Genomic DNA, 26,142 nt, shown 5'->3' on the forward strand with positions numbered 1-26,142 from the left:
ATATGTAAGGAGGACAACATGATAAAACTGGCTCCATCAATATTGGCAGCAGACTTTAATAGATTGGGAGAACAAATCAGTATAGTGGAAGAGGCAGGTGCCAACTATCTTCATATTGATGTAATGGACGGTAATTTTGTTCCAAGTATTAGCTTCGGAATGCCGGTAATAGCTTCGATCCGAAAAAAATCGAAGCTTATTTTTGACGTTCACTTAATGATCGAAGAACCCATAAGATATCTGGAGGTTTTTAAGGAAGCCGGAGCAGATATCATTACCGTACATGTGGAAGCATGTCAGGATTTGCATAAAACTCTGACACAAATTAAGAAATTAGGATTAAAGGCAGGAGTAACATTAAATCCTGAAACATCATTGGAACGTTTAGGGCATGTTCTTGGAATTGTGGACATGGTATTGATTATGAGTGTGAAACCTGGTTTTGGCGGTCAAAGCTTTCTGCCGGAAACTCTGGATAAAATAATAAACCTTAAGAAAATAGCCGTTCAAAACGGTTTTAATTTTGATATAGAGGTTGATGGTGGTATTACGAAAGCGAATGTTATCGATGTACTGAAGGCAGGAGCAAATGTAATTGTATCCGGAACCTCTGTGTTTGGCGGTAATATCAAAGAGAATGTAACGGACTATCAGAATATATTTGCTGAATTCAAACAGGGGATTTCATAAGTGAGAAAGAGTTGGTTTTATAGATGATTAAAGTGTCAAAAGTGCTGCGCACTTGTTTATTGCTATCCTATAACTCTATTACAAGTGGACTTGTATAGCGTTATAGGATAGCAATAAAGCACCTTCGGTGCTTTCGACACTTTGATTAATATTCTGGAACAGAGGATTCGTGATGATATGAACGAAAACAATAAGACGATCAATAATAACATATTAATAATCACCGGTGGACATGTAGACGAGGAATTCTTAAAACATCAGGTTTTAAAGACACCTTATACTATGGTGATTGCTGCGGATCATGGATTAATTGCAGCTGATCAGCTGAAACTCTCCCTGGATTATATTGTAGGCGATTTTGATTCGGTTTCTCATACCCTTCTTAAAAAATACCAGGAGATATCGACACCCATTAAGACATTTCCAACGGAAAAAGATAAGACAGATACGCAGATAGCAATTGAATTAGCGTTGATGCATAATCCTTCGAATATCGATATAGTTGGTGCAACAGGAAGCAGAATGGATCATGTACTGGCGAATATCCACCTATTGATGCTTCCAATGCAATTGAATGTCAGTGCCGGTATGATTGATTCTAACAATAAGATATATCTTAAGAATAAAAGTTTTACAATAAAAAGAAACAATCAATTTGGTAACTATGTTTCCTTAATTCCCTTTACAGATAAGGTCACTGAGTTGACACTTAAGGGCTTTAAGTATCCTCTTAACAATGTTACTCTGATAGCAGGTAACAGCCTTGGTATCAGCAATGAAATAATAGAGGAAGAAGCATTTGTTGATTTCTTAGAGGGAAGTCTGATCGTAATCGAAGCAAGAGATTAGAGGCTAAGTACTTAAATATGTATTTTTAGAATGAAAAGAATAAAAGTAAGTATAAGCAGAACATGAAAATATGATCTAATAACATTTAGAGTAGAACATTCTTAACGGTAAGTATTAATATAACAGTTAGAGTTTTATGATTAATAAGATATAATCTAATATTATAAATAAATAAGAAACTGTGTAAGGAAGGAAGACACCAATGAAATTAGGTATTGTGGGTTTACCCAATGTAGGAAAAAGTACACTTTTTAATTCTTTAACAAAGGCAGGTGCAGAATCTGCCAATTATCCCTTTTGTACAATAGATCCCAATGTCGGAATTGTTCCGGTTCCCGATGAAAGGTTAAAAGTTCTGGGAGATTTATACCACTCGGAGAAAGTAATTCCGGCCACAATTGAATTTGTTGATATTGCAGGATTAGTAAAAGGAGCCTCTAAGGGTGAGGGACTGGGTAATCAGTTTTTGTCCAATATTCGTGAGGTAGATGCGATTGTTCATGTGGTTCGTTGCTTTGATGATAGCAATGTCATTCATGTGGATGGTTCTGTAAATCCACTGCGGGACATTGAAACTATTAATTTAGAGCTGATATTCTCTGATATAGAGATTTTGGAAAGAAGAATAGCCAGAACCTCCAAGGGAGCGAAAAATGACAAAGCCTTAGCAAAGGAATTGGAGTTATTGCAAAGATTAAAGGCTTACTTAGAAGAGGGTAAAATGGCAAAAAGTTTCTCTGTAGAAGAAGATGAACGGGAGCTGATGAAAGACTATAATCTTTTGACGGATAAACCGGTAATCTATGCGGCGAATGTAAAAGAAGATGATCTGGCTGACGAGGGAGAAAACAATGAGTATGTGAAAGCAGTCAGAACTTTTGCTGCAGAAGAAAATTCTGAGGCGTTTGTTATATGTGCTCAAATTGAACAGGAGATTGCTGAACTGGACGACGATGAGAAAAAGATGTTTTTGGAGGAACTAGGACTTAGTGAATCCGGACTTGAAAAACTAATTAAGGCAAGCTATCGTCTCTTAGGTCTTATCAGTTATCTGACCGCAGGTCCGAAGGAAACCAGGGCTTGGACGATTACGGTTGGTACCAAAGCACCTCAGGCTGCAGGTAAAATCCATACGGATTTTGAGAGAGGCTTTATTCGTGCAGAAATAGTAAATTATAAGAACCTTGTAGAGTGCGGAAGCTATAATGCGGCTAAAGAAAAGGGACTGGTACGTTCTGAGGGTAAGGAATATATTGTTCAGGACGGAGATGTAATCCTTTTCCGCTTTAATGTATAAATGAAATGAAACCTATGAGAAACAATATCTAACGACGAAACTTTGATATAATTGAAAATATTATGAAATGTGGTGAATTGAATGGAGATGTTATTAAGTACCAGTATCAGATTCCCAAACCTGGGCATAGAACTTCCTAATGTACCGTCCGGTATTAATGTATTTGGGTTTCATATAGCTTACTATGGAATCGTGATTGGTATAGGAATGCTTGCAGGTTGGTTGATTGCCGAATGGATGGCAAAGAAGACAGGACAGAGTACGGAAATCTATCTGGATTTTGCTTTGGTGGCTATCGTTGTTTCCGTTATATTTACAAGACTATTCTATGTGTTATTCTCCCTGGATGAGTTTAAAGACAATCCCTGGGAGGTATTTAACTTAAGAAGTGGCGGTCTCATGATATATGGTGGTATTATCGGTGCGATTCTAACGGCAATTGTATATACCAGAATAAAGAAGTATTCCTTCTGGCTCTTAGCGGATACCGGCTGTATCGGATTGGTTACGGGGCAGATGATTGGCCGTTGGGGGAATTTCTTCAACCGGGAAGCCTTTGGAAAGTATACCGATGGATTATTTGCGATGCAGCTGGATAAAAGAGATGTTCCTTATGATTTCAGAATGTCCGAACCAAACCTTCTGGATAAATATGCAGGAAAGGAAGCGGCTTATGAAAGAATTATGGAAATTAGGAATAATCCGGCATTCGTGGATGGAATTGAATATATCCAGGTCCATCCTACCTTTCTGTATGAATCCTTATGGAATCTTGGTCTGTTAATCTTTTTAATCGTATTTACCAAACATAAGAAATTCGATGGTGAGATAATTATGTTATATTTGGCCGGGTATGGTATGGGAAGAATATGGATTGAAGGACTACGAACCGATCAGTTATTTTTATGGGGTACCTCCATTCCGATCTCACAGCTGTTGTCCGGTGTACTGGTAATAGCATCCTTTGCATTTATTATTTATAAAAGAAGTAAGAGAAAGAAATTATCAGCTTAAAACCTTATATCGGGACTAATTTACTATATTCGAGGGTTTTAACAATATATTGACATATTTTGTTCGATTTTTATGCCGAACACAACATATTGTAAATTATTATAAAAAAAGCGCAGAATTCCTTATAATTAAGGACATTCTGTGCTTTATTTTTTTTTTTTACCCTTGATATATTCCCAATTTTATAATAAAATGTACCTATAAGTGGAGCGAAGTGGTGAAAAGTGGTGCAAATGTCCACTAAAGTGGTACGAGCTACCTGATAACCAAGAGTAGTTTGGCCATACATAAGGATTACCATACTAACCACTATGACAGTAAATGGTATTGAGATATAAGAGGGTGCGCCATATGTTTATGGGGGAATTCAATCATTCGATTGATGCAAAAGGAAGAATTATCATACCATCAAAATTCCGGGATGACTTAGGTGAAGATTTTGTGATTACTCTGGGTTTGGACGGATGTCTTTTTGTATACCCGAATAAGGAATGGCAAATCTTTGTAGAAAAGTTAATGACGCTTCCGGGAACTAAAGAAGCAAGAAAACTTCAACGTTACTTTATGGCAGGAGCCGCTGCATGTGAAACGGACAAGCAGGGAAGAATATTAATACCGGCGAAACTTCGGGAAAGTGCATCCCTGGACAAGGATATTGTATTTGTAGGCGTTTTAAATAAAATTGAGATTTGGAATAAGGAACGTTGGGAAAGCAATAACGATTATGATGATGTAGATGCGATTGCCGAACACATGTCGGAATACGGAATAAGCTTTTAAGGAGCTAAGATGACATTTAAACATATATCAATCTTGTTAGATGAAACAATTGAACATTTAAATATTAATCCTGAGGGTATCTATGTGGATGGAACCTTAGGAGGTGGAGGACACTCCTATGAAATCGCCAAAAGACTGACCGACGGAAGGCTGATTGGAATTGATCAGGATGAAGCAGCGATACAGGCAGCCAAAGATCGACTCTCTGATTTTAGGGACAAGGTAACGATCGTCAGGAGCAATTACAGTGAGATGGGCGAGGTATTAAAGGAACTGGGAATACCTAAGGTGAATGGAATTTTATTGGACCTTGGTGTTTCATCTTATCAACTGGATACTCCGGAGAGGGGATTTTCCTATAAGGAGGATGCTCCTCTTGATATGAGAATGGATACCAGAGCATCAATAACGGCTAAAGATATCATTAATAACTATAGCGAAATGGAGCTTTATCGTATTATTAGAGATTACGGAGAAGATAAATTTGCTAAGAATATAGCGAAGCATATCGTTCGTATGAGAGAGGAAAAGCCCTTAGAAACCACCTTTGAACTGACAGAAGCTGTAAAGGCGGCAATTCCGATGAAACTAAGAATAAATACCGGTCATCCTGCCAAGAGAACCTTTCAGGCAATTAGAATAGAGCTTAACAAAGAATTAGATGTGTTAAAGGACACTCTACAGGATATGATAGATTTACTTTCCCCCGGGGGAAGATTGTGTATTATAACCTTTCACTCTTTGGAAGACCGAATTGTGAAAAGTATATTTAAAACAAATGAGAATCCTTGTATCTGTCCACCCGGCTTTCCTGTATGTGTTTGTGGAAAAGAGCCGAGCGGCAAGGTGATTACCAGAAAACCCATTCTTCCTTCTATGGAAGAAATAGAATACAATAAAAGATCAAAAAGTGCAAAGTTAAGAGTATTTGAAAAAAACTGATGAGAAAGACATGAGTAAATTTGTTTAAATGGAAGTAAACAAATGACAGTAATATGGCATAAGGTAGCGGAAAGAGGGGTTTATTGCATGGAGGCGAACAATAAACGATATCATCAATATGGGAAAGTACGGACAAGCTACGTGGAAGGTAACACAGCCCGTAAACTAAATGCTGTGCCAGACATAAGGAGAGAGGAACAATCATTTGAAATTCCTTCTAGACGTCGACAGGAGCACAGATATCCAAGGGCCTTAACCGGAATGAATATAGCTTCCCTTTTTGTGCTTACGATAGCGATTGTAACAACCTTGTATGTATGTGTGGATTATCTAAAGTTGCAGTATAATGTAAGTCGAATGGAAAAGAATATTATTACTCTGGAGCATACACTGACAACTTTATCAAATAGTAATGATGCTGCTTATGAACAGATCAATACAGCCTATGATTTGGGATACGTATATCAGGTCGCTGTAGAAGAGTTGGGAATGGTATATCCTGATAAGAATACCGTAATCACATACCAAAGCAGTGAAGATAGTTATATCAGACAGTTTGAAGATATTCCTGAATAAAATCTTGCAGAAGTTACGAGGTTAATACACTATGGAAAAATCATCAGCAAAGCTTATAAAAAAATTCTCATCACGAATGCAAGCAAGGCTTTTGCTTGTATTTTGTGTTATTACTCTTTTGTTGGTAGGATTGATTGGCAGATTAGTATATATCATGCAAACTGACGGTGAACGTTATGCCAAGCAGGTTCTATCCAGACAATCTTATGTGAGTGCTGTATTGCCTTACAAACGAGGCGAAATACTTGATCGGAACGGAACCGTACTTGCCCGAAGCGAATTAAGATATAAGTTAATACTGGATCCCAAAAATCTTTTAATGAACGCAGAGTATATACCTCCAACCTTAATTGCATTGAAAGATCATTTTAATATCCCAGAAGAGACCGTTCGGGAAATACTTGATAAGAGACCGAACAGTCAATATACGATTCTGGCAAAAAATCTGAATTATAAGGAAATGAATGATTTTAAAGCTTTCATGGAAAAGAACTCAGCTGTGAAGAGTGTATGGTTTGAGGAGGAATATGTTAGAACGTATCCCTACGGTACACTTGCCAGTGATTTAATTGGTTTTACTTCTACGGATAACAGGGGATTTTTTGGAATTGAGGAGTATTACAATGAGGAACTTAACGGAACTAATGGCAGGGAGTACGGTTATTACGACTCATCTTTAAATATTGAAAGAATTGTTAAGAAACCGGAAAATGGTCATTCAATTGTTACTACGATAGATTCTAATGTTCAGAGAATTATACAAAAACACATCAAGGAATTTAATGAAGAAACCGGAAGTTTAAATATCGGTGTTCTCGTAATGAACCCCAATGACGGGGGCATCATTGCCATGGCTTCAAATAAGGAATATGACTTAAATAACCCAAGAAGCTTAGAAGGAATTATCCCCGAAGAAGAATTGCAGGCTATGACACCGGAACAAAAGCTAGAAGCGCTCAATAAACTATGGAGAAATGATGCAATCAGCAGCGGATACGAGCCGGGTTCCACCTTTAAGCCAATTACGGTTGCTTCTGCTTTAGAAGAGGCCATAATTAACGAAAACACAACGTTTCATTGTGATGGCGGGGAAGAGGTTGGTGGATGGTACATAAAGTGTAGCAATGTAAACGGCCATGGAGAGGTAACCCTTGAGGAAGCCTTAATGAAATCCTGTAATGATGCTTTGATGCAGATTGCTGCAGCGGAAGGAAGAGATATCTTCTATCGTTATCAAAATTATTTTGAGTTTGGAAGAAAGACCGGAATAGATCTACCCGGTGAGGAAGCCGGTATTATAACTGCACTTCAAAATCTTAATGCAACAGAACTTGCTACAGCAAGCTTTGGGCAGACCTTTAATGTAACAATGATTCAAATGGCAGCGGCATATTCCTCTCTCGTAAACGGAGGAAAATACTTTCAGCCCCATGTAATGCAACAGATTATTAATGATTCCGGAGCCACTGTAAAACAGATGGATCAATTGTTAATAAGACAAACAGTTTCTAAGGAAACCTCTGAATTCATTCAAAAAGCCATGTATCAAACCGTAGAAGTAGGAACTGCAAAAGGTGCTAAGGTAGAGGGCTATGCAATTGGAGGTAAGACCGGTACAGCGCAAAAGTATCCAAGGGATGCAAAAACCTATCTGGTTTCTTTCTTAGGAGCAGTACCTGCGATTAACCCTGAGATTGTAATTTATGTTATCATTGATGAACCGCAGAATGTTCCCAGACAGGATAACAGTTCTATTGCAACAGAGTTCGCCGGTAGAATCTTAAAAGAAATTCTACCTACGCTGGGAATTTATCCTGAGGGAGAGATCGACTATCTACTTCCCACGAATGAGGAGGATCAAGATAATAATAACGATGATCCGGATAATAATGGGCAGGATGATAACACGGATAATATGGATAATACTAATAATACAGATAGTTCAGGGGATACACAGACAGATAACGGTCAAAATAATGAAACCTCTGGTTCTGATTCCGATCATAACGACGGAGATAATTCTGCTACAGATGATGCAGATGAAGTTGGTGATATATCCGGTGAAGGTAACGCAGATGTTACTGGAGAAACGGAGACAAATACGGAAACAGATACTAATACAACAACGGATTTGAACACGAATACGGACATTTCCGAAGAAGAGTTAATAAATTCGGAAGGAGAAATGGAGGATGATGAGTGGTTCTTCGATGAAGAAGAGTTTAATGGAGCCGCAATTGGACCAATGGATGAATAAAGACGTTACATTTGTAATAAAATGAAACGATAAGATATACAAGGTTTGGTTTGAATGGCAAGAAACAGGACCTATAACAAAAAAAATATATTGGTGGTGGTTAGTGTTGTAATACTGGCTGCCATTGCTCTTACAGGAAGACTGGGATATCTGATGATTGCAAAATCGGAGGATTATGCAGCCCGTGCAAAACAACTACATGAAAGAGAACGGGCGATAAAAGCAGAACGGGGAAGTATCTATGACAGAAACGGTGTTGAAATTGCTACCAACAAACCGGTATGTACAATCTCAGTCATACATAGCCAGATAACTGACCCGGAACAGGTTATAAGGGTTTTATCCGATTTGCTTGGCTTGAGTGAAGAAAGGGTAAGAAAAAGAGTCGAGAAGGTTTCCTCCATTGAACGGGTGAAATCCAATGTTGATAAAGAAATAGCAGATAAAATCAGGGAATATGACCTGAATGGAGTTATGGTGGATGAGGATTATAAGAGGTACTATCCCTATGGTAGTCTGGCATCCAAGGTGATCGGTTTTACCGGAAGTGACAATCAGGGTATCATAGGCCTTGAAGTAAAATATGAGGAAAGCTTGAAAGGAATAGATGGTACGATACTTACCTTAACCACTGCTTACGGTGTTGAGATACCGAACGCGGCAGAAGACAGGATTGAACCACAACCGGGGAATGATTTACATTTAAGCTTGGATGTAAATATTCAAAAATATGCCGAGCAGGCTGCCAAAAAGGTGATGCAGGCAAAGAGTGCGGATAATGTTAAGCTAATTGTTATGAATCCGCAAAACGGTGAATTGTACGCAATGGTAAATGTCCCTGAATTTGATTTAAACAATCCTTATACGTTAATTGATGAAATCGTGAAGGAACATGAAGGAGAGCAAATCACTTCAGAAAAAATGAATGAGCTTCTTAATGGAATGTGGAGAAATGCCTGTATCAGCGACACCTATGAACCAGGCTCTGCATTTAAAATAGTGACTGCTACGGCAGCCTTAGAAGAAAAAGTGGTTGAACTAGATGATACATTCCATTGTCCCGGATATAAACGGGTTGAGGACAGGATTATCAGATGTCATAAGGCCGGTGGTCATGGCACACAGACCTTTGTGGAAGGAATTAGAAATTCCTGTAATCCGGTATTTATGGAAATCGGCGCAAGAGTAGGCGTTGAACGAATGTATTATTATTTTGACAAGATGGGATTGTTTGATAAGACCGGGGTGGATCTTCCGGGAGAAGCCAATTCCATTATGCATAAAAAAGATATCATTAAAGCAGTTGAACTGGCGACCATGTCCTTTGGACAGTCCTTTCAGATTACACCGTTACAGCTATTGGTAGCATCCAGTGCTGCGGTAAACGGAGGAAAACTGGTAACACCTCATTTTGGGGTTGAAATCAAAGCTCCTGATGGAAGGACAGTTAAGACCTTAAAATATGACACAGAAGAAGGAGCAGTTTCTAAGGAAACTTCGGATATTATGAATGAACTTCTTGAATCGGTCATTTCTGACGGCACCGGCAAAAGGGCATATCTTCCCGGTTTTAAAATTGGAGGAAAGACAGCTACTTCGGAGAAGCTTCCCAGAAGGACCGGAAGATATATCTCCTCCTTTATCGGCTTTGCCCCTGCGGATAACCCGCAGGTAATGGCAATCGTCTTAATTGATGAGCCGGTTGGAATTTATTATGGTGGTACGATTGCTGCACCTGTGGTTGCAGAGCTTTTTGATAATATACTTCCTTATATGGGAATAGAAGAAAGATATACAGAGGAAGAACTTCAAAAATTCAATGTCGGAACATTCCAGGTTCCTAATTTCGTTGGGAAGACAAAGAAGGAAGTGAAGGATCTGTTAAAAGTATATGAATTTGGGGAGATATATTCTCCGGGTGAAGGGGAGACGGTTATGGAACAATTTCCGCTTCCGGGGGAAACGGTTGAGAAAGAGAGCGATTTGATTTTGTATTATAATTAATATTGTCAATTGAAATGTTATAAAGTATAATAGCTAAGTTAATAATACAAAAAAGAGTTTCTTGAAAATAGGTGTACTTAACAGTGCAACAAAAGATTATCACGTAAGAAATTGTGCCTATTCCCAAGGCAGATAGGAGTTAACATGAATTTTGCAGATTTTAAAGTAGTATTACCGGCTATTATTTCCTTTGGAGTTTGTGTGGTTTTATGTCCACTATTGATACCATTTTTAAAAAGGTTAAAATTTGGTCAATATATTAGACAGGAAGGTCCGGAATCCCATTTAAAAAAGTCAGGAACGCCTACTATGGGTGGAATTGTCATTGTACTTAGTGTAGCAATTACTTCATTAATATATTTAAAAGACTATCCGGATATCGTACCTGTTCTGTTCGCAACAATCGGATTTGGTATTATAGGCTTTATGGATGACTACATAAAGGTGGTAATGAAACGCTCTATGGGATTAAAAGCCTGGCAAAAGCTGTTAGGTCAGATTCTAGTCACTGCAATATTCGGATATTATCTGATTAATTTTACGGATGTAGGAACAGCTATGTTAATCCCTTTTTCCGGAGGTAAATATCTGGATGTCTCTTATATGTTTTTGCCGATGTTTTTTATCGTGGTATTAGGAACAGTTAACGGATCTAACTTTACCGATGGTCTTGATGGTTTAGAGTCCTCAGTTACGGTATTAATAGCAACATTTTTCACGGTTGTGGCAATCGGAGTAAAAAGTGGTATCTCGCCGATTACCGGAGCGGTGGCAGGAAGTCTTTTAGCCTTCCTGTTATATAATGTATATCCCGCCAAAGTATTTATGGGTGACACCGGTTCCCTTGCCTTAGGAGGCTTTGTTGCATCGGCGGCTTTTATGCTACAGATGCCTCTGTTTATATTGATTGTTGCTTTGGTATATCTGGTTGAGGTAATGTCTGTTATGATGCAGGTTGGCTATTTTAAATTAACCGGTGGAAAACGGATATTTAAAATGGCTCCTATCCACCATCATTTTGAGCTTATGGGATGGGAAGAAACAAGGGTAGTTGCTGTATTTTCTATCATTACAGCTGTACTTTGTCTGGTTGGTCTTATGGGTCTTAACTAATTAGTAAAGATATTAGGAATAATACGTAGGCAATATTAAGATATCTTTTCAACAATGATACAGTAGTTTCTTATTATTAAAACTGATGAACCGGAGGAATAAGTATGCAGCTGGGGGAAAAAAGGGTTCTGGTATTCGGTGCCGCAAAAAGCGGTATCTCTGCAACAAGGCTGTTACAGAAACAGGGCGCATTTGTAATATTGTATGACGGTAATAAAAAACTGAAACTAGAAGACTTTGAAAAAGAATTTGATATAAAGCATAATTTTGATTTGATTCTCGGGGACTTATCAGACGATCAAATCTCTACCATCGATTTACTGGTTTTGAGTCCGGGAGTTGCCATAGATAATCCCGTGGTTGAACGGATTAGAGCAAATAATATACCAATCTGGGGAGAAGTTGAGTTAGCGTACCGTTTATCCAAAGGAAAAATAATCGGTATCACTGGTACTAATGGAAAGACCACCACCACAGCCATGGTAGGAGAAATTATGAAGACCTATTTTTCACAGGTTTATGTGGTGGGAAATATCGGATATCCTTATACAGATATTGCTTTGGAGACATCCGATAACAGTGTAATTGTAGCTGAATTAAGCAGTTTTCAATTGGAGACAATTCATGAGTTTAAACCTATGGTGAGCGCCATATTAAATATTACTCCGGACCACTTAGACAGACATCATACGATGGAAAATTATATTAGTATGAAGGAGAATATTGCCAAAAACCAGACGTTATCCGAGGTATGTGTACTTAATTACGAGGATGATATTCTTAGAAAAATGGCTGACAGACTTCCAACCAATATATTGTTTTTCAGCAGTGCTAGAGAACTGAAAAACGGAATGTATCTGGATGGGGATGACATAATCTATAGTCAGAATGGTGCGAAGCAAACGGTATGTAATATAAATGAACTGAGGATCTTAGGAAAACACAGTTATGAAAATGTTATGGCTGCCGTAGGGATTGCAATTACCATGGGTGTACCAATGGATTTAATTAAAAAAGCTGTAACCTCATTTCAGGCGGTGGAGCATAGAATAGAATATGTAGAAACGATAAACGGAGTTACCTATTATAATGACTCCAAAGGTACGAACACAGATGCCTCCATCAAAGCGATACAGGCGATGAATAGTCCTACGATTTTAATCGGTGGAGGATATGATAAAAATTCTGAGTTTGATGAATGGATCGAAGCCTTTGAAGGAAAAGTAAAATGTCTGATACTACTGGGGCAAACCAGAGAAAAGATAGCGAAGGCTGCCAGAGAATATGGTTATGACAATATTATTATGGTAGATGGTTTAAAAGAAGCAGTAAAGATTAGTGCGCAAAAAGCCGAAGATGGGGATGCTGTATTATTATCTCCGGCTTGTGCCAGTTGGGATATGTTTGATAACTATGAGCAACGAGGAAAACTATTCAAGGAATATGTCAGGGAAATGCTTTAATAAAGCGGGAGTGTTGAAGGATGAGCAGAACAGCAGGAGAAACGAATCGAAAGAAAATGCATAGCTACTATGACTACAGCTTATTATTTCTGACACTCTTTCTTGTGTGCTTTGGCTTAGTCATGATTTACAGTACCAGTTCCTATAACGCCCAGAGGGTTTACGGCAATGCCACTCATTATCTGGAAAGGCAGGCTTTATTTGGCGGGGCGGGAATACTCATTATGCTGCTAGTATCTAAGATAGATTATCGTCTTATGATAACTAAACTGGCCGTAATAAAGATAAAACCGGTTACACTACTGTATTTTCTGTGTATCATATTACAAATATACGTTTTAATCTTCGGAGATGTCATCAATGGTGCGAAGCGTTGGATTAACATGGGCGCCTTGGGAAGATTTCAGCCCTCCGAGTTAACGAAGATAGCTGTTATAGTTTTTACTGCGTACATAGTAAATCTGGCTCCAAGAAAACTAGATAGATTCCGTGGTTTTTTAAGAGTGGTTCTGTTTATTGCCCCTTTACTGGGTCTCATCGTAATCGAGAACTTTTCGACCGCTCTAGTTGTCGGTGTCATAATGGTGGCAATCTGCTTTGTAGCCAGTAAGAAGAAGTTTTATTTTATTATATCAGGCCTGTTAATGGCAGGTATCGGGTCCATGCTTATCTTCTTTGTATCCTATCGTTCTACCCGTATAGATGTATGGCTGAATGTGGAGACCCATGAGAAGGGTTATCAAATCTTACAGGGGCTTTATGCAATCGCATCGGGAGGAATCTTCGGAAAGGGTCTGGGAGAAAGCATGCAAAAACTGGGCTTTATTCCGGAATCTCATAACGATATGATTTTCTCGGTTATTTGTGAAGAATTAGGTTTGTTCGGGGCAGTAGCCCTGATCTTACTTTTCATATTATTGATATGGCGTATCTTCATCATCGCCATAAATGCACCGGATTTATTCGGTGGACTGATTGCTACCGGTGTCCTTGCCCATATTGCAACTCAGGTTTTAATCAACATTGCGGTTGTTACCAATTCAATACCATCTACCGGTATTCCGCTGCCGTTCATCAGCTACGGCGGAAGCTCGGTTATGGTTCTTCTCTTTGAGATGGGAATTGTACTCAGTGTCTCAAATCAGATTAAAGCGGAGAGATGAGGTTCACCTTTCACGCGGACAAAGGAGATTTCATATAGTAGTATTATATTTCCTTAATTGTCTGAGGTGTGCTATGTCGAGTATCAAGGTTATCGGCGGGGAGCAATTAAAGGGTGAGTTAAGAATACAAGGTTCAAAGAATGCAGCATTACCGGTTATTGCTGCAACAATTTTGAATAAAGGTATCACAAAACTTAATCATTGCCCCAAAATACTTGATGTTTTTCATATGATAAAAATATTGGAGGAACTTGGATGTAAAGCCGCATGGGAGGGTAACACCTTGTATGTGGACTCGACTACAATACTGAACACCTCCGTTTCGGAGATGTCAGTAAGTAAGATGAGAAGCTCCATATTATTCTTAGGAGCATTACTGGGACGGTGCCATGAGGTAACAATTGCTTATCCCGGAGGCTGTTCCATAGGGAAACGGCCGATTGATTATCACTTGTCAGCCATCAAAAAAATGAATGTTTGTCAGGAGTTTATGGGTGAAGAGGATAATATAATCCATTGTTACACGAATGAGATTATCGGAAATGATATTTTTCTTGAATTTCCAAGCGTTGGTGCGACACAAAATGTGGTATTATCTGCAGTGCTATCTGAAGGAGTTACCAGGATTTTCAATGCTGCTAGAGAACCTGAGGTTACTGAACTATGTAATTACCTTGTGGAAGCAGGTGCAAGGATTTGCGGAAAAGGTACAGCCTTTCTTGAAGTGGAAGGAGTGAAGAAGTTACATGATGTGGAATTCACTCTTTCGCCGGACCGAATCGTTGCAGGAACATATATGACAGCGGTTGCTGCTATTTGTGGAGACGCATATTTACTTAATACACCGACGAGACAACTTGATACGGTAATCAGAATGCTTAGAAAGGTTGGTTGCAACCTTGAATGTATGGATGATCAAGTGCATGTCTTTTGCAGACAAAGGCCATTACCAATCGATACACTCATCACAAAACCGTATCCCGGATTTCCTACTGATATGCAATCGCAGATGCTGACAGTATTAAGCATGGCGAATGGAAAAAGTACTATAATAGAAGAAATTTTTGAATCAAGGTTTCAGAATGTAAAAGAACTAAAGAAGATGGGTGCAATCATACACCTCGAGGATAAAGGGAAAAAAGCTGTAATATCCGGTGTAGAAAAACTGCACGGAGCAGTGGTAGATGCCCATGATTTACGTGGAGGCGCAGCCCTGGTATTAGCCGGTCTGGCTGCAGAAGGAACAACAATTGTAAGAGAAGCAACAAGTATTGAGCGAGGTTATGAAGATATCTGCAGAGACTTATCTATCTTAGGTGCAAATATCAAGTTTTGCAGCGAGAATGCTTCATAGGAGGCACGGGAATAATATGAACAGGAAGATGCAAAGGAATTCTAATAGTGTACGAAAGAGGCTTTTGTTAAAAAGCATCAAAGCTTTTATTTTTATCGGACTTCCCATTATATTATTTGGTTTTACCTTTCAATTAAAGAATCTTACAATACAGGGGTCGTCCCGTAATACTCCCGAACAGGTAAAAGAACAGATCATTAAGACAAAACTGGATTCCAATGCATTGCTTTTATATCTGAAATATACGTTTTTTACGGATGTACAAATTCCTTTCGTTGAAAAGGTTGATATGGAACTTTTGAGTAATAATACAATTAAGGTCCGTGTATATGAGAAGATGGTAACCGGCTGTGTGGAGTTTATGGGTGAGTATCTGTACTTTGACAAGGATGGTTATGTTGTGGAAAGTTCTTCGAAACGGTTAGAGGACATCCCACAGATAATAGGACTAAAGTTTAATAAAATCATATTACATGAGAAGCTTGAGGTACAAAAGGAGGATTTATTTGATGTCATCCTGAATCTAACCCAATTAATTGAAAAATATCAGTTGGAGGTAGATACGATCAGTTTTAACAACAGATACGAGATTACATTACAATGCGGTGACATCAAAGCCCTAATTGGGAAAAGAAGTACCTATGATGAAATTATTGCAGAACTTAGTGGGATTTTAAAAGAAGCGCAAGGAATGAAATTGGACAAGCTGGACTTAAGAAATTTTAAGGATGGTAAGGGAACAATTATTGCGATACCAGAAAATCCGACAGATTAGATAAAAAATTCCGAAATAATTCATAAATTTTAAAAATTATGCTTGATTATTTGGGAATTTAAAGATATTATATATATTAGGATTAGGAAAACACCATAAATTGTATGAGATAAGGAATTTGTCCCATGATAATGTGGTTTTTCGTTGGAAATGGAATAATATATCAAAGGGAAATTGAAGAGTAAAATAATAGAAAAGATCACGATGAAGGAGGAATTGACCTTGCTTGAGATAAGAACAAATGAGGCGGATGCAACTGCAAAAATACTTGTAATTGGGGTAGGAGGAGCAGGTAATAATGCCGTTAATCGAATGATAGAGGAAAATATCGTAGGTGTTGAATTTGTTTGTGTAAATACGGACAAACAGCATCTTAAAAACTGCAAGGCTCCGCAATGCATTCAAATCGGTGAAAAGCTTACGAAAGGTCTCGGAGCGGGGGCGCAGCCGGAGATTGGACAAAAAGCTGCAGAGGAAAGCAGGGAACAATTAGCTGAACTTATAAAGGGAGCCGATATGGTTTTTGTTACTTGCGGTATGGGTGGCGGAACCGGAACAGGTGCAGCTCCTATCGTAGCGCAGATAGCAAAAGAAATGGGAATATTAACTGTTGGTATCGTGACAAAGCCTTTTAAATTCGAAGCTAAGACCCGTATGACCAATGCAGTCAGTGGTATTGAAAGGTTAAAAGAGCAAGTAGATACCTTGATTGTGATTCCGAACGATAAATTATTAGAAATTGTTGATAGAAGAACTACGATGCCGGATGCTTTAAGAAAAGCAGATGAAGTATTGCAACAGGGCGTACAGGGTATTACAGATTTAATTAATGTTCCGGGACTTATTAACCTTGATTTCGCGGATGTGCAGACAGTTATGAAGGACAAAGGCGTGGCACATATCGGAATCGGTCTTGGTACCGGTGATGATAAATGTGTTGATGCAGTAAAACAGGCAATCACCAGTCCCCTTCTTGAAACCACCATACAAGGTGCTTCTCATGTGATCATTAATATATCCGGAGATATCAGTCTGGTAGAAGCCAATGAAGCGGCTACTTTGGTACAGGAACTTGCAGGGGATTCTGCTAATATCATCTTTGGTGCTATGTATGATGATACAGCGCCGGATACTGCGACTATTACGGTAATTGCAACTGGTTTAGATGGTAGATCAAAAGAAATGGTTAAGACTCCTGAATTTTTAAGACGCCAAACACCTAACTCTACGGTTAGACCATCATTAAATTCCGATCTCGGTTTAAACAGAAGCTTTACAGCAGGAAGTACATATAGCGGACAAGCTACTCAGACCGGTCAGACCAGTCAACCAAGCTATCATACAGATCCTTCCAGAAGGCCGGTAAGCCAGCCAGGTAAAGCACCGTTAAATACGAATACAGATCCCGGCGGCATCAAAATTCCTGAGTTTTTACAGAAAAATCGACACAATAAATAAATTCGTTTCAATAGAAAAATCATTTTACTTAAGAGATTTAGGCTGTCAGATTATTTGATAAAAAATAATCTGACAGCCTTTTTTGTTGTTATTACGTGGATATTCCAAAAAACTGTAAAAAAAAGTAAATGAAAACTAAAAATCCAATACCAGAAACTGACATATTTTGGATACGAAACAAGTTATAATCGATATGTACGTTGGACGTAAAAAATATAGAGCACCGGCACTCAGTAACTCCTTTATTTTGTATCATTGCAGGGAGAGATTGTACATAAAAACGGAGAAAAGTATCTATATGGAGGTTGAACAGCGTTACTGTTTACTCTCACATAATAATTGGGCACAATGATTTCGATAAATGATTCCGAAAAGGAGTATTTGCATTCGTCAGTACTTTAGGTTCTGTATTTTAAAAACTTATGTACTGCTACGTAGTGCAACTAAGAGACAACGGCTCCGCGTCGGAAGCCTTTGTCGAAATCATATCCTCTACTTTGACTGGGTAGTAACAGTAACTGAACAGATATTGTATTAAATTTCTCGTGCAAGTATAATACGATATCTTGACAGCTAAAACGTCTGAGCACTAAGTTCTAGATAGAAATTGGTCACACAATATGACCTTTCCTTGCTAAACCAAATTAATTTACACTAGGATGTTTGACCTGGATTGCATGGAGGTGAAATTTGTATCTTGAGGTTTATCCGGATATCATATTTATCCTGAATTTTATCGTTGATTTCATCTTGATTTTTACTTTAAAAAAGGTGAATCGCAAAAACAGCAGTTTATTTCGTATGGCTTTAGCAGCTGGATTAGGTGGTTTATCAGCTGTCATTGTAGGTGTTTTTTTATGGATGAATATGCTGCTTCGATTCTTATTGCTGTACATTATTACATCTATACTTATGATATTCATTGCCTTTGGCAGACTTAAGTTTATGGATTTGTTAAAGCAGGTAATTGTATTAAACCTAATTACATATTTTGTGGGTGGACTTATGAATTCTATCTATTATTACACTAATTTTCGATTATATCTGATGAAATTGGGAGAAGGTATTAGCTTTAGCAACATATCATGGAAATTCGTAGGATGCGTATTCCTTATTCTAATTCCTGTTGCTGCCCTTATTATATGGATGCTTCGTTGGTATAAAAATAATGTTCCCTTAACCTATGAGGTGGAACTGGTGTTGGATGGACGTAAGATTAACACCAGGGGACTTTTGGATACAGGGAATTGTCTTTATGATCCGATTTACAAAAGACCGGTCATGGTAATGGAAGATACACTGATGGAGGATTTATTATCATCTGAATTTCGTAAGGATATCGAAGATGCAAAACACTATTTGGAGGGAGATGATTACGAAACCAATCAGTGGAATATGAATGCGAAACATTTACTTCGTCTCAGATTTATCCCATATCAATCCGTTGGTAAATCAGGAATGATGCTGGGTATCAATCTGGATAAAGTTTTAATACATACAGGTAAGGAAACAATCTGTAACGAGAAGGTTATTGCAGCAATCTGTGACTGCCATCTCTCTACGAAGGATAACTATCATGTGATTTTACATAAGGAGCTTTTGTAAATGATGAATAATTGGGAGGTAATTTATGCTTTTAAAGTTATCAATACAGAATAAATTTCAGTTTCGGATGATTCCCGATATTAGGACTATCTTATTCGGACAACGGGGAGAAATCCATTACATCGGTGGTGCAGAAGTGTTACCTCCGCCGCTGGATCCTGCCAGGGAAGCTGAAGTAATCAGTCAACTGGGAACGGAACGGGACACTGAGATGAAGGCAATCCTGGTGGAACACAATCTGAGACTCGTTGTTTACATAGCCAAAAAGTTCGATAATACAGGAGTTGGTGTTGAGGATCTAATATCCATTGGAACCATAGGTTTAATTAAAGCAATCAATACCTTTAATCCGGATAAGAACATTAAGTTGGCAACCTATGCTTCCCGTTGTATTGAGAATGAGATACTGATGTATCTTAGGCGAAATAATAAAACTAAGCTGGAGGTCTCGATTGATGAGCCTTTGAATGTGGATTGGGACGGGAATGAGTTGTTATTATCGGATATCTTAGGCACTGAGGAGGACGTAATCTATCGTAATATTGAAGAAGAGGTAGATCGTAAGTTACTACGAAAGGCGTTGTCAAAGCTTTCGGAGCGGGAGCGTATTATCGTAGATTTAAGATTTGGCCTTAATACAGAAGACGGAAGTGAGAGGACGCAAAAGGAAGTGGCAGACTTACTTGGTATTTCACAGTCGTACATATCCAGATTAGAAAAAAAGATTATTAAGAGATTAAAAAAAGAAATGGTGCGATTCGAATAATAGCATTCGGGAAAGAATTAGTTTAAGAGAATGAATAAATCATGAATTAATCAATCTTAAAAAGTGAAATAAATTTATTTCATATATCTTAAACTGATTCTGATGAAGTTGGTAATTATTTCTTAAGTCTTAATCGTATAAACCTGAGCCAAAAAGTGAATCATTATTAAATGAAAAATGATATGATTCGGAGGTTTCGTTATGGCTCTTTATAAGGTTGAGATTTGCGGTGTAAATACATCTAAACTGCCATTGTTGAAAAACAGTGAAAAGGAAGAATTGTTTCAAAGAATATTAAGTGGGGATAAGGAAGCCCGTGAGTTATACATTAAGGGAAATTTAAGATTGGTATTATCCATTATCCAACGATTTTCCAACAGCAATGAAAATGTTGATGACTTATTCCAGATTGGCTGCATCGGTCTGATGAAGGCAATAGATAATTTTGATATAACCCAGAATGTGAAATTTTCTACCTATGCGGTACCTATGATTATCGGTGAAATCAGAAGGTATCTGCGGGATAATAATTCAATTCGTGTCAGCCGTTCCCTTCGGGATACTGCTTATAAGGCTATTTATGCGAAGGAGGCTCTGGTTAAGAAGAATGAAAAAGAGCCAACCATCAGTGAGATATCCGAAGAAATCGGTATCAGTAAGGAGGATATTGTATATGCTCTGGATGCCATCCAAAGCCCGGTGTCCCTTTATGACCCGGTGTACGTGGAAGGTGGCGATGCCCTGTATATTATGGATCAGGTCAGTGATAAGAAAAACAGGGAAGAGAACTGGATTGAGGAAATCTCCTTAAAGGAGGCTATGGAGAAATTATCCCCGAGGGAGCACAATATAATTAAGCTTCGATTCTTTGAAGGTAAGACGCAGATGGAAGTTGCCAAGGAAATCAACATTTCACAGGCACAGGTAAGCCGTCTGGAGAAGTCTGCTCTGAAAAATATGCGTAATTATCTGGTGTAGAAAGGTGATTTTAATGTAGGAAGCATATGATAAAATCAGCGTAAAGTTATACATCTGGTATAATATTAACCTTGATTTCCTGATAGAAGGTTTCTTATTTATAATTCTCTTGTTCTATGTTAAGATATATTCATAAGTCGAATGCATTCTATGTATACTGTAATGGACGATTTCTGATTATTACAATAATGCATCTAACTACGTATATATAATGAGCGAGGGATAAAATGATGAAAGATACCATGCTGAAATACTTCAAAGAAGTTTATGGAGATTGCGAAGGTGTAAAGGTTTATTTTGCTCCGGGAAGAGTGAATCTAATCGGAGAACATACGGATTATAACGGTGGGCATGTCTTTCCCTGTGCGTTAACCATTGGAACCTATGCTGCTATACGTTTACGTAAGGATCGAAACTTACGTTTCTTTTCCATGAATTTTAAGGAAAAAGGAGTAATCACTTCATCCTTGGATGAATTGATTTATCATAGAAAGGATGATTGGGCAAATTACCCCAAGAGTGTACTTTGGGCATTTGCCCATCATTCTGCTTTGGAGAACCCTACGGATTTGCCCTATCAGGTTCATTACCGTAGTACATATGATAAAACGAAGGAAAATCTTAAGAGTAATTCAAATGATAATATTAATCGTAATTTAGATGTGAATTTACATTATTATAATAATGATAATCCTATTGATAATATGAATGATAAATCAAATGACAAGATAAAAGAAGAGGAACAGGTAGATTTTTTAGAATATGGAATGGATGTTGTGTACTTTGGGAACATACCGAATAGCTCGGGACTTTCTTCCTCTGCCAGTATCGAAGTATTAACAGCATATATGATTAAGGATTTATATCAGATCGATATCGATTTAACGAATATAGCATTACTATGCCAATACGCCGAGAATAAATTCATTGGAGTCAACTGTGGAATTATGGATCAGTTTGCCATCGCCATGGGCAAAAAGGATCATGCAATCTTTCTTGATACCGCTGATTTAACGTATGCGTATGCACCGATTGATTTAGGAGATGCGAAGCTTGTCATTGCCTGCAGCAATAAGAAGAGAGGTTTAGGTGAGTCAAAGTATAACGAACGAAGAAGTGAATGCGAGGAGGCTCTGGCAAGACTACAGATGGTGTTAGATATACAATCCTTAGGTGAATTAACGGAGAAAGAGTTTGAGACGTATACAGATGTGATAAAAATATCTCATGGTGGTACGCAACAATTATCTCAGGGCGGTACGCAACAATCGAATGATATAGATAAAAAACAACAGGTTGTGACTCCTTCTCAGAAAATTGCCATAGACATACATGATAAGGAAATGAAATCAAAATCAAATCAAGATTTATTAAGTACTGGTCAAGATGCGTTTTTAGATGAAACCTTAATTAGGCGGGCAAGGCATGCGGTATATGAAAATCAAAGGGCGATTCAGGCAGTAAAAGCCTTGAATGACAAAGATTTAGCTACCTTTGGAACACTGATGAATGCTTCCCATGTATCACTTCGGGATGATTATGAAGTGACTGGCATAGAGTTGGATACCTTAGTTGAAACCGCATGGAAACAAGAGGGTGTTATCGGTGCCAGAATGACCGGTGCCGGTTTTGGGGGCTGTACGGTGAACATCGTAAAGGATGCTTATATTGATAGATTTATCGAAGAAGTAGGAAAGGTTTATGAGGAAAGGATCGGTTATAAGGCAGACTTTTATGTGGTTGAGATAGGGGACGGACCAAGGGAATTATAAAGTAGTGAAATTCAATTATGAACATATAATATGGAATTAAAAAACGTAGAATAATTATATTTTATTCTACGTTTTTTATGTTGATAAAAGTAGTAATAAAGATAATTAAGGAAAATTCTCCACGATATATAAAATTAGTAAAAGTTTTTATATTTATATGGATGAGACATTATATTTCGTATAAATATATGGAATAAATTAGAATAATATGGTAAAATATCTGTGATAAATATCGTGAGGTATCAATTAAACATAAATTCTATTATAAGGGGGTAGTATTTTGTCAAGAAACAAGATAGTAAGACATATAATTTTATACGTTATTACAGCTATAATATTAGTTAATGTATTTCCTGTAAAACATACGGAAGCATCATCTAAAAAGTATCTTATTATTATTAAGCAGCAAGACGGATCCTATCAGTATTATGAGGATATGGCCGTTGAAAAGAATAATAATATAATGATAAAGGTAAAGCCCTTTGCAAAGGCGGCAAATATGAGTTATAAGAATGGAAATGGGAATGGTAAAGGATGTATTATATCAAATCATTTTGGCAAACTAATTTTTACTAGGAATTCAAGAAATTATGTTCTAAAAAGTGATGAGTATTCGATTGATTATATATCGAATTATAAGCAGTGTATCATTGATTCTTATAACACAGTGCATTGGTATACATTGTTTTCTTTAATGAGGTGTCGATATTTTAGTGCAGAACGTGCTCCGGAATTTAAAGCACAAGGTTATTCAGGAGTTATTGTATATAATAATTATGATCGGGATATAACACTTCCAGGCGCAGTCAAAAACGATAGCCCTGATATAACTCCGGAAATCCATGATTTGATGAGAATTGACCAGACAAATAAAACACAATGTATTACAGCATATTATCAAGCTAAAAATGGTCCAAAACAAGTAGAGCTCGATTTGACAAAAGTTCTTTTAACATATCAAAAGTATGGGCTTCCAAATGATGGGGTATATGGATTTGGTAATTGTAATAATAATATAGAAATAAAAGGAATAGATAAAGATGGGAAATCAGTAGGAATAATCAAGACTGATGGAAAAGAGTTCTTAATTGATTTTCCACAGGCAGTGCGACTTAAAATTACTGGGGATATTAAGAATCTAATCATAAGCTTTTTTCCGGTAAAACCAATAATTTTAACTAAGTCAGAAGTACTTTCTGTGAATGATATTGATTGGATTTCACACGATGGATATAGTTGGCAATATTTTATACTCCCAGAATATACTCTTTTTAACATGTTTAATTGGAATTATCAGGTTCCAATCCATTTAGAATATAAAATTTTAGAAGTTGGAAACTCAGATTCCTTTAATTTTACAGGGGCATTTAAATCATTGACGCTATATCTGGAGAATTCATTGGAGGAACTAAAGGATAAAGAGGATGATATATTCTTTGAATTCAAAATTATGGATAAGGTGATAGATTTACCAAAAGTAATTGTATATGATGGTAATAATAACTCCATGTCATCTAACTATGAAACAGAGTTAATTAAGATGATGGATGCTTTAAAGGAGGTAGGTCTTAATACTTATTTTCCTAAAGATAACTGGATAAGTCAATTAAAGGTTATGGTTAAAGATGGAATTGAAACTGGAGGTGCATCTAATATATCAATCCGGCCTGAGGATACGGATATGAATAATTCATATGATTATATTGTTCATCTCCATGAAATGACACACTTTTACGAAGCACAAAAAGCACATTATGGGTTTCTTATTAAGGCATGGGTGGAAGGAAATGCAATTGCTTTAAGCGAAAAAGCCTTAGAATATCTAGAGATTGATGATGATGGATATTATGAGAATGATTTCAGACTGGATGTGTTAGAAGGCGTAGATAAACAGGATTTTGAAAAGTATTATTTAGAAGTTGATGGACATGAAGCATATGCTATTGGATATCATTTTAACAAATACTTAAGAGATTACTATGGGGAAGATATTATTTTTCGAATTCATAAAGCAATATATGATGATGATACTACTACTTCGTATTATAAAAATAGTGAAAGCGATAAAGGATTTATAGACTGTATTAAATCGGTTACCTCCCAAACTGTATTTCAGGATTTTGCTGAGCAGTATCTGAAGTAATTATTTTAATAGGCAGTTTACCTTTAATAATATGCTCCGATTGTGGCAGACAGTTGATATTAAAAACTGTTTATCGTAATAAGGAGCATATTTTTATTATGGAATAATAGAATATTACTCATACTTTTATAATCTTTATGGAAGTAAATAAGATAAGAATACTACTTTATGTTTTACAGAGTTTATTTTAGTATTGGATATTTAAGCCAAGTATTGTATTATATAACTGTCCGATTACTATTATTAGAATGCAAATAATAATAAAACAATTAAAATACTGAATGTTTTTTTGATTTGACAGCTGTTTATAAATTTAGAGAAAAGTTTCTTGATGAACTTGAATATTTCTGTCAGTACAATAGAAAAACTTTATGGGAAAGTGATTTGACTATATTAATCAAGCATAGATTGATGAAAGGAAAGCTTATGAAAAGAGTTTTTTTTTTATAATTTCATTCGTACTAATCGTATTTATTCCATCGTGTAGTTCTAAAAATAACGTGGAAAGAACGGTTGATGATAGCATGAATAAAATCAACACGATAACTCCTACGACTACAATTGGCCAATCAGAAATCACATTAACAGATGAAGAAACGTTGAATGTAGAGGAATTATTAGATTATAAACAGATTAAGAAAAAAATTGATGCATTTGTGAAGGATTTAGATTCAAATAACAATTTAAATAAAAAAACAGTGGAACTGAGCGGTGTATCAACCGAAGGAGGAGAACTAAACGGATATTATTCAGTGGATGAATTAAAGTATATCACTGCCGATATCTATGGTGAAATGGGCAGATTACATTATAAGATTTATTATGTTGATACGTCTGTCATCTTTATAAATAAGCTTTTAGTTAATTATAGTGAGCCTATCTATGTGGAAGGATTTAAGGAAACGGATTATAAAGAAGAGAGCTATGTTATAATTAATGATGAAATATATAATTATAATGATAAATTAGATATTGTAAATGGAGAAGTGGCGGATAAGTATATAGCTATGCTACAGGAATATGAGCAAATTATTGATCATGACATGGTCAATAAAGATAATAATAAAGATGATAATAAAGATGATAATAAAGATGATTATAAAGATATAATTGATTAAATAATCCGTTCAAATAATATATCTT

The 26,142-nt window shown here is 37.0% G+C and carries 21 protein-coding genes; all 21 read left to right on the plus strand.

The annotated features are described in order from the left end of the window. The first annotated feature begins 18 nt into the window (after nucleotides 1-18). The gene (gene rpe, locus I5677_RS10650) at nucleotides 19-690 is read left to right on the plus strand and encodes a ribulose-phosphate 3-epimerase (protein WP_197661563.1); all 672 of its coding nucleotides are present in this window, start codon (nucleotides 19-21) and stop codon (nucleotides 688-690) included. A 177-nt stretch (nucleotides 691-867) separates the two neighbouring features. Next, nucleotides 868-1,539, plus strand: a complete 672-nt coding sequence (locus tag I5677_RS10655; RefSeq protein WP_197661564.1) for a thiamine diphosphokinase — start codon at nucleotides 868-870, stop codon at nucleotides 1,537-1,539. Nucleotides 1,540-1,741: 202 nt separating this feature from the next. Then, a complete protein-coding gene (gene ychF, locus I5677_RS10660; protein WP_197661565.1) occupies nucleotides 1,742-2,836 on the plus strand; it encodes a redox-regulated ATPase YchF in 1,095 nt (364 codons plus the stop codon). Nucleotides 2,837-2,917: 81 nt separating this feature from the next. Next, nucleotides 2,918-3,850, plus strand: coding sequence for a prolipoprotein diacylglyceryl transferase (gene lgt, locus I5677_RS10665; RefSeq protein ID WP_197661566.1), 933 nt, complete (start codon nucleotides 2,918-2,920; stop codon nucleotides 3,848-3,850). A 351-nt stretch (nucleotides 3,851-4,201) separates the two neighbouring features. Beyond that, complete coding sequence (mraZ, locus tag I5677_RS10670) at nucleotides 4,202-4,630, plus strand: division/cell wall cluster transcriptional repressor MraZ (RefSeq protein ID WP_197661567.1); 429 nt, start codon at nucleotides 4,202-4,204, stop codon at nucleotides 4,628-4,630. Nucleotides 4,631-4,639: 9 nt separating this feature from the next. Continuing rightward, on the plus strand, nucleotides 4,640-5,572 hold the full coding sequence (gene rsmH / locus I5677_RS10675; protein WP_197661568.1) for a 16S rRNA (cytosine(1402)-N(4))-methyltransferase RsmH: 933 nt from the start codon (nucleotides 4,640-4,642) through the stop codon (nucleotides 5,570-5,572). 42 nt (nucleotides 5,573-5,614) lie between these two features. Further along, the gene (locus tag I5677_RS10680; RefSeq protein ID WP_243456565.1) at nucleotides 5,615-6,148 is read left to right on the plus strand and encodes a cell division protein FtsL; all 534 of its coding nucleotides are present in this window, start codon (nucleotides 5,615-5,617) and stop codon (nucleotides 6,146-6,148) included. A 31-nt stretch (nucleotides 6,149-6,179) separates the two neighbouring features. Continuing rightward, nucleotides 6,180-8,405: a peptidoglycan D,D-transpeptidase FtsI family protein gene (locus tag I5677_RS10685; protein ID WP_197661569.1), complete on the plus strand. Its 2,226-nt coding sequence runs from the start codon at nucleotides 6,180-6,182 to the stop codon at nucleotides 8,403-8,405. Between the two features lie 54 nt (nucleotides 8,406-8,459). Next, nucleotides 8,460-10,409, plus strand: coding sequence for a penicillin-binding transpeptidase domain-containing protein (locus I5677_RS10690; protein WP_197661570.1), 1,950 nt, complete (start codon nucleotides 8,460-8,462; stop codon nucleotides 10,407-10,409). A gap of 144 nt (nucleotides 10,410-10,553) precedes the next feature. Beyond that, on the plus strand, nucleotides 10,554-11,522 hold the full coding sequence (gene mraY, locus I5677_RS10695; RefSeq protein ID WP_197661571.1) for a phospho-N-acetylmuramoyl-pentapeptide-transferase: 969 nt from the start codon (nucleotides 10,554-10,556) through the stop codon (nucleotides 11,520-11,522). Between the two features lie 104 nt (nucleotides 11,523-11,626). Next, entirely contained in the window at nucleotides 11,627-12,985 is a 1,359-nt protein-coding gene (murD, locus tag I5677_RS10700) for a UDP-N-acetylmuramoyl-L-alanine--D-glutamate ligase (RefSeq protein ID WP_197661572.1), read from the plus strand. 20 nt (nucleotides 12,986-13,005) lie between these two features. After that, a complete protein-coding gene (locus tag I5677_RS10705) occupies nucleotides 13,006-14,148 on the plus strand; it encodes an FtsW/RodA/SpoVE family cell cycle protein (protein ID WP_197661573.1) in 1,143 nt (380 codons plus the stop codon). A gap of 73 nt (nucleotides 14,149-14,221) precedes the next feature. Further along, the gene (murA, locus tag I5677_RS10710; RefSeq protein WP_197661574.1) at nucleotides 14,222-15,502 is read left to right on the plus strand and encodes a UDP-N-acetylglucosamine 1-carboxyvinyltransferase; all 1,281 of its coding nucleotides are present in this window, start codon (nucleotides 14,222-14,224) and stop codon (nucleotides 15,500-15,502) included. Between the two features lie 16 nt (nucleotides 15,503-15,518). Next, nucleotides 15,519-16,277: a cell division protein FtsQ/DivIB gene (locus I5677_RS10715; RefSeq protein ID WP_197661575.1), complete on the plus strand. Its 759-nt coding sequence runs from the start codon at nucleotides 15,519-15,521 to the stop codon at nucleotides 16,275-16,277. A 222-nt stretch (nucleotides 16,278-16,499) separates the two neighbouring features. Beyond that, nucleotides 16,500-17,735 (plus strand): cell division protein FtsZ, encoded by a 1,236-nt coding sequence (ftsZ, locus tag I5677_RS10720; protein ID WP_197661576.1) that lies wholly within the window; start codon nucleotides 16,500-16,502, stop codon nucleotides 17,733-17,735. Between the two features lie 690 nt (nucleotides 17,736-18,425). Next, nucleotides 18,426-19,340 (plus strand): sigma-E processing peptidase SpoIIGA, encoded by a 915-nt coding sequence (locus I5677_RS10725; protein ID WP_197661577.1) that lies wholly within the window; start codon nucleotides 18,426-18,428, stop codon nucleotides 19,338-19,340. Between the two features lie 25 nt (nucleotides 19,341-19,365). Beyond that, complete coding sequence (sigE, locus tag I5677_RS10730; protein WP_197661578.1) at nucleotides 19,366-20,106, plus strand: RNA polymerase sporulation sigma factor SigE; 741 nt, start codon at nucleotides 19,366-19,368, stop codon at nucleotides 20,104-20,106. Nucleotides 20,107-20,307: 201 nt separating this feature from the next. Beyond that, nucleotides 20,308-21,084, plus strand: coding sequence for an RNA polymerase sporulation sigma factor SigG (gene sigG, locus I5677_RS10735; RefSeq protein WP_197661579.1), 777 nt, complete (start codon nucleotides 20,308-20,310; stop codon nucleotides 21,082-21,084). A 227-nt stretch (nucleotides 21,085-21,311) separates the two neighbouring features. After that, a complete protein-coding gene (gene galK / locus I5677_RS10740; protein WP_197661580.1) occupies nucleotides 21,312-22,856 on the plus strand; it encodes a galactokinase in 1,545 nt (514 codons plus the stop codon). Between the two features lie 280 nt (nucleotides 22,857-23,136). Continuing rightward, entirely contained in the window at nucleotides 23,137-24,999 is a 1,863-nt protein-coding gene (locus tag I5677_RS10745; protein ID WP_197661581.1) for a hypothetical protein, read from the plus strand. A 524-nt stretch (nucleotides 25,000-25,523) separates the two neighbouring features. Then, entirely contained in the window at nucleotides 25,524-26,117 is a 594-nt protein-coding gene (locus tag I5677_RS10750; protein WP_197661582.1) for a hypothetical protein, read from the plus strand. Nucleotides 26,118-26,142: the final 25 nt, after the last annotated feature.

The organism is Mobilitalea sibirica (genome assembly GCF_015999265.1).
GTDB classification, from domain to species: Bacteria; Bacillota; Clostridia; order Lachnospirales; family Lachnospiraceae; genus Mobilitalea; species Mobilitalea sibirica.

Excerpts from the sequence above, each read along its gene's own strand:
- rpe (WP_197661563.1), top strand. The coding sequence starts at position 19 with ATGATAAAACTGGCTCCATCAATATTGGCAGCAGACTTTAATAGATTG.
- I5677_RS10655 (WP_197661564.1), top strand. The coding sequence starts at position 868 with ATGAACGAAAACAATAAGACGATCAATAATAACATATTAATAATCACC.
- ychF (WP_197661565.1), top strand. The coding sequence starts at position 1,742 with ATGAAATTAGGTATTGTGGGTTTACCCAATGTAGGAAAAAGTACACTT.
- lgt (WP_197661566.1), top strand. The coding sequence starts at position 2,918 with ATGGAGATGTTATTAAGTACCAGTATCAGATTCCCAAACCTGGGCATA.
- mraZ (WP_197661567.1), top strand. The coding sequence starts at position 4,202 with ATGTTTATGGGGGAATTCAATCATTCGATTGATGCAAAAGGAAGAATT.
- rsmH (WP_197661568.1), top strand. The coding sequence starts at position 4,640 with ATGACATTTAAACATATATCAATCTTGTTAGATGAAACAATTGAACAT.
- I5677_RS10680 (WP_243456565.1), top strand. The coding sequence starts at position 5,615 with ATGACAGTAATATGGCATAAGGTAGCGGAAAGAGGGGTTTATTGCATG.
- I5677_RS10685 (WP_197661569.1), top strand. The coding sequence starts at position 6,180 with ATGGAAAAATCATCAGCAAAGCTTATAAAAAAATTCTCATCACGAATG.
- I5677_RS10690 (WP_197661570.1), top strand. The coding sequence starts at position 8,460 with ATGGCAAGAAACAGGACCTATAACAAAAAAAATATATTGGTGGTGGTT.
- mraY (WP_197661571.1), top strand. The coding sequence starts at position 10,554 with ATGAATTTTGCAGATTTTAAAGTAGTATTACCGGCTATTATTTCCTTT.
- murD (WP_197661572.1), top strand. The coding sequence starts at position 11,627 with ATGCAGCTGGGGGAAAAAAGGGTTCTGGTATTCGGTGCCGCAAAAAGC.
- I5677_RS10705 (WP_197661573.1), top strand. The coding sequence starts at position 13,006 with ATGAGCAGAACAGCAGGAGAAACGAATCGAAAGAAAATGCATAGCTAC.
- murA (WP_197661574.1), top strand. The coding sequence starts at position 14,222 with ATGTCGAGTATCAAGGTTATCGGCGGGGAGCAATTAAAGGGTGAGTTA.
- I5677_RS10715 (WP_197661575.1), top strand. The coding sequence starts at position 15,519 with ATGAACAGGAAGATGCAAAGGAATTCTAATAGTGTACGAAAGAGGCTT.
- sigE (WP_197661578.1), top strand. The coding sequence starts at position 19,366 with ATGCTTTTAAAGTTATCAATACAGAATAAATTTCAGTTTCGGATGATT.
- sigG (WP_197661579.1), top strand. The coding sequence starts at position 20,308 with ATGGCTCTTTATAAGGTTGAGATTTGCGGTGTAAATACATCTAAACTG.
- galK (WP_197661580.1), top strand. The coding sequence starts at position 21,312 with ATGATGAAAGATACCATGCTGAAATACTTCAAAGAAGTTTATGGAGAT.
- I5677_RS10750 (WP_197661582.1), top strand. The coding sequence starts at position 25,524 with ATGAATAAAATCAACACGATAACTCCTACGACTACAATTGGCCAATCA.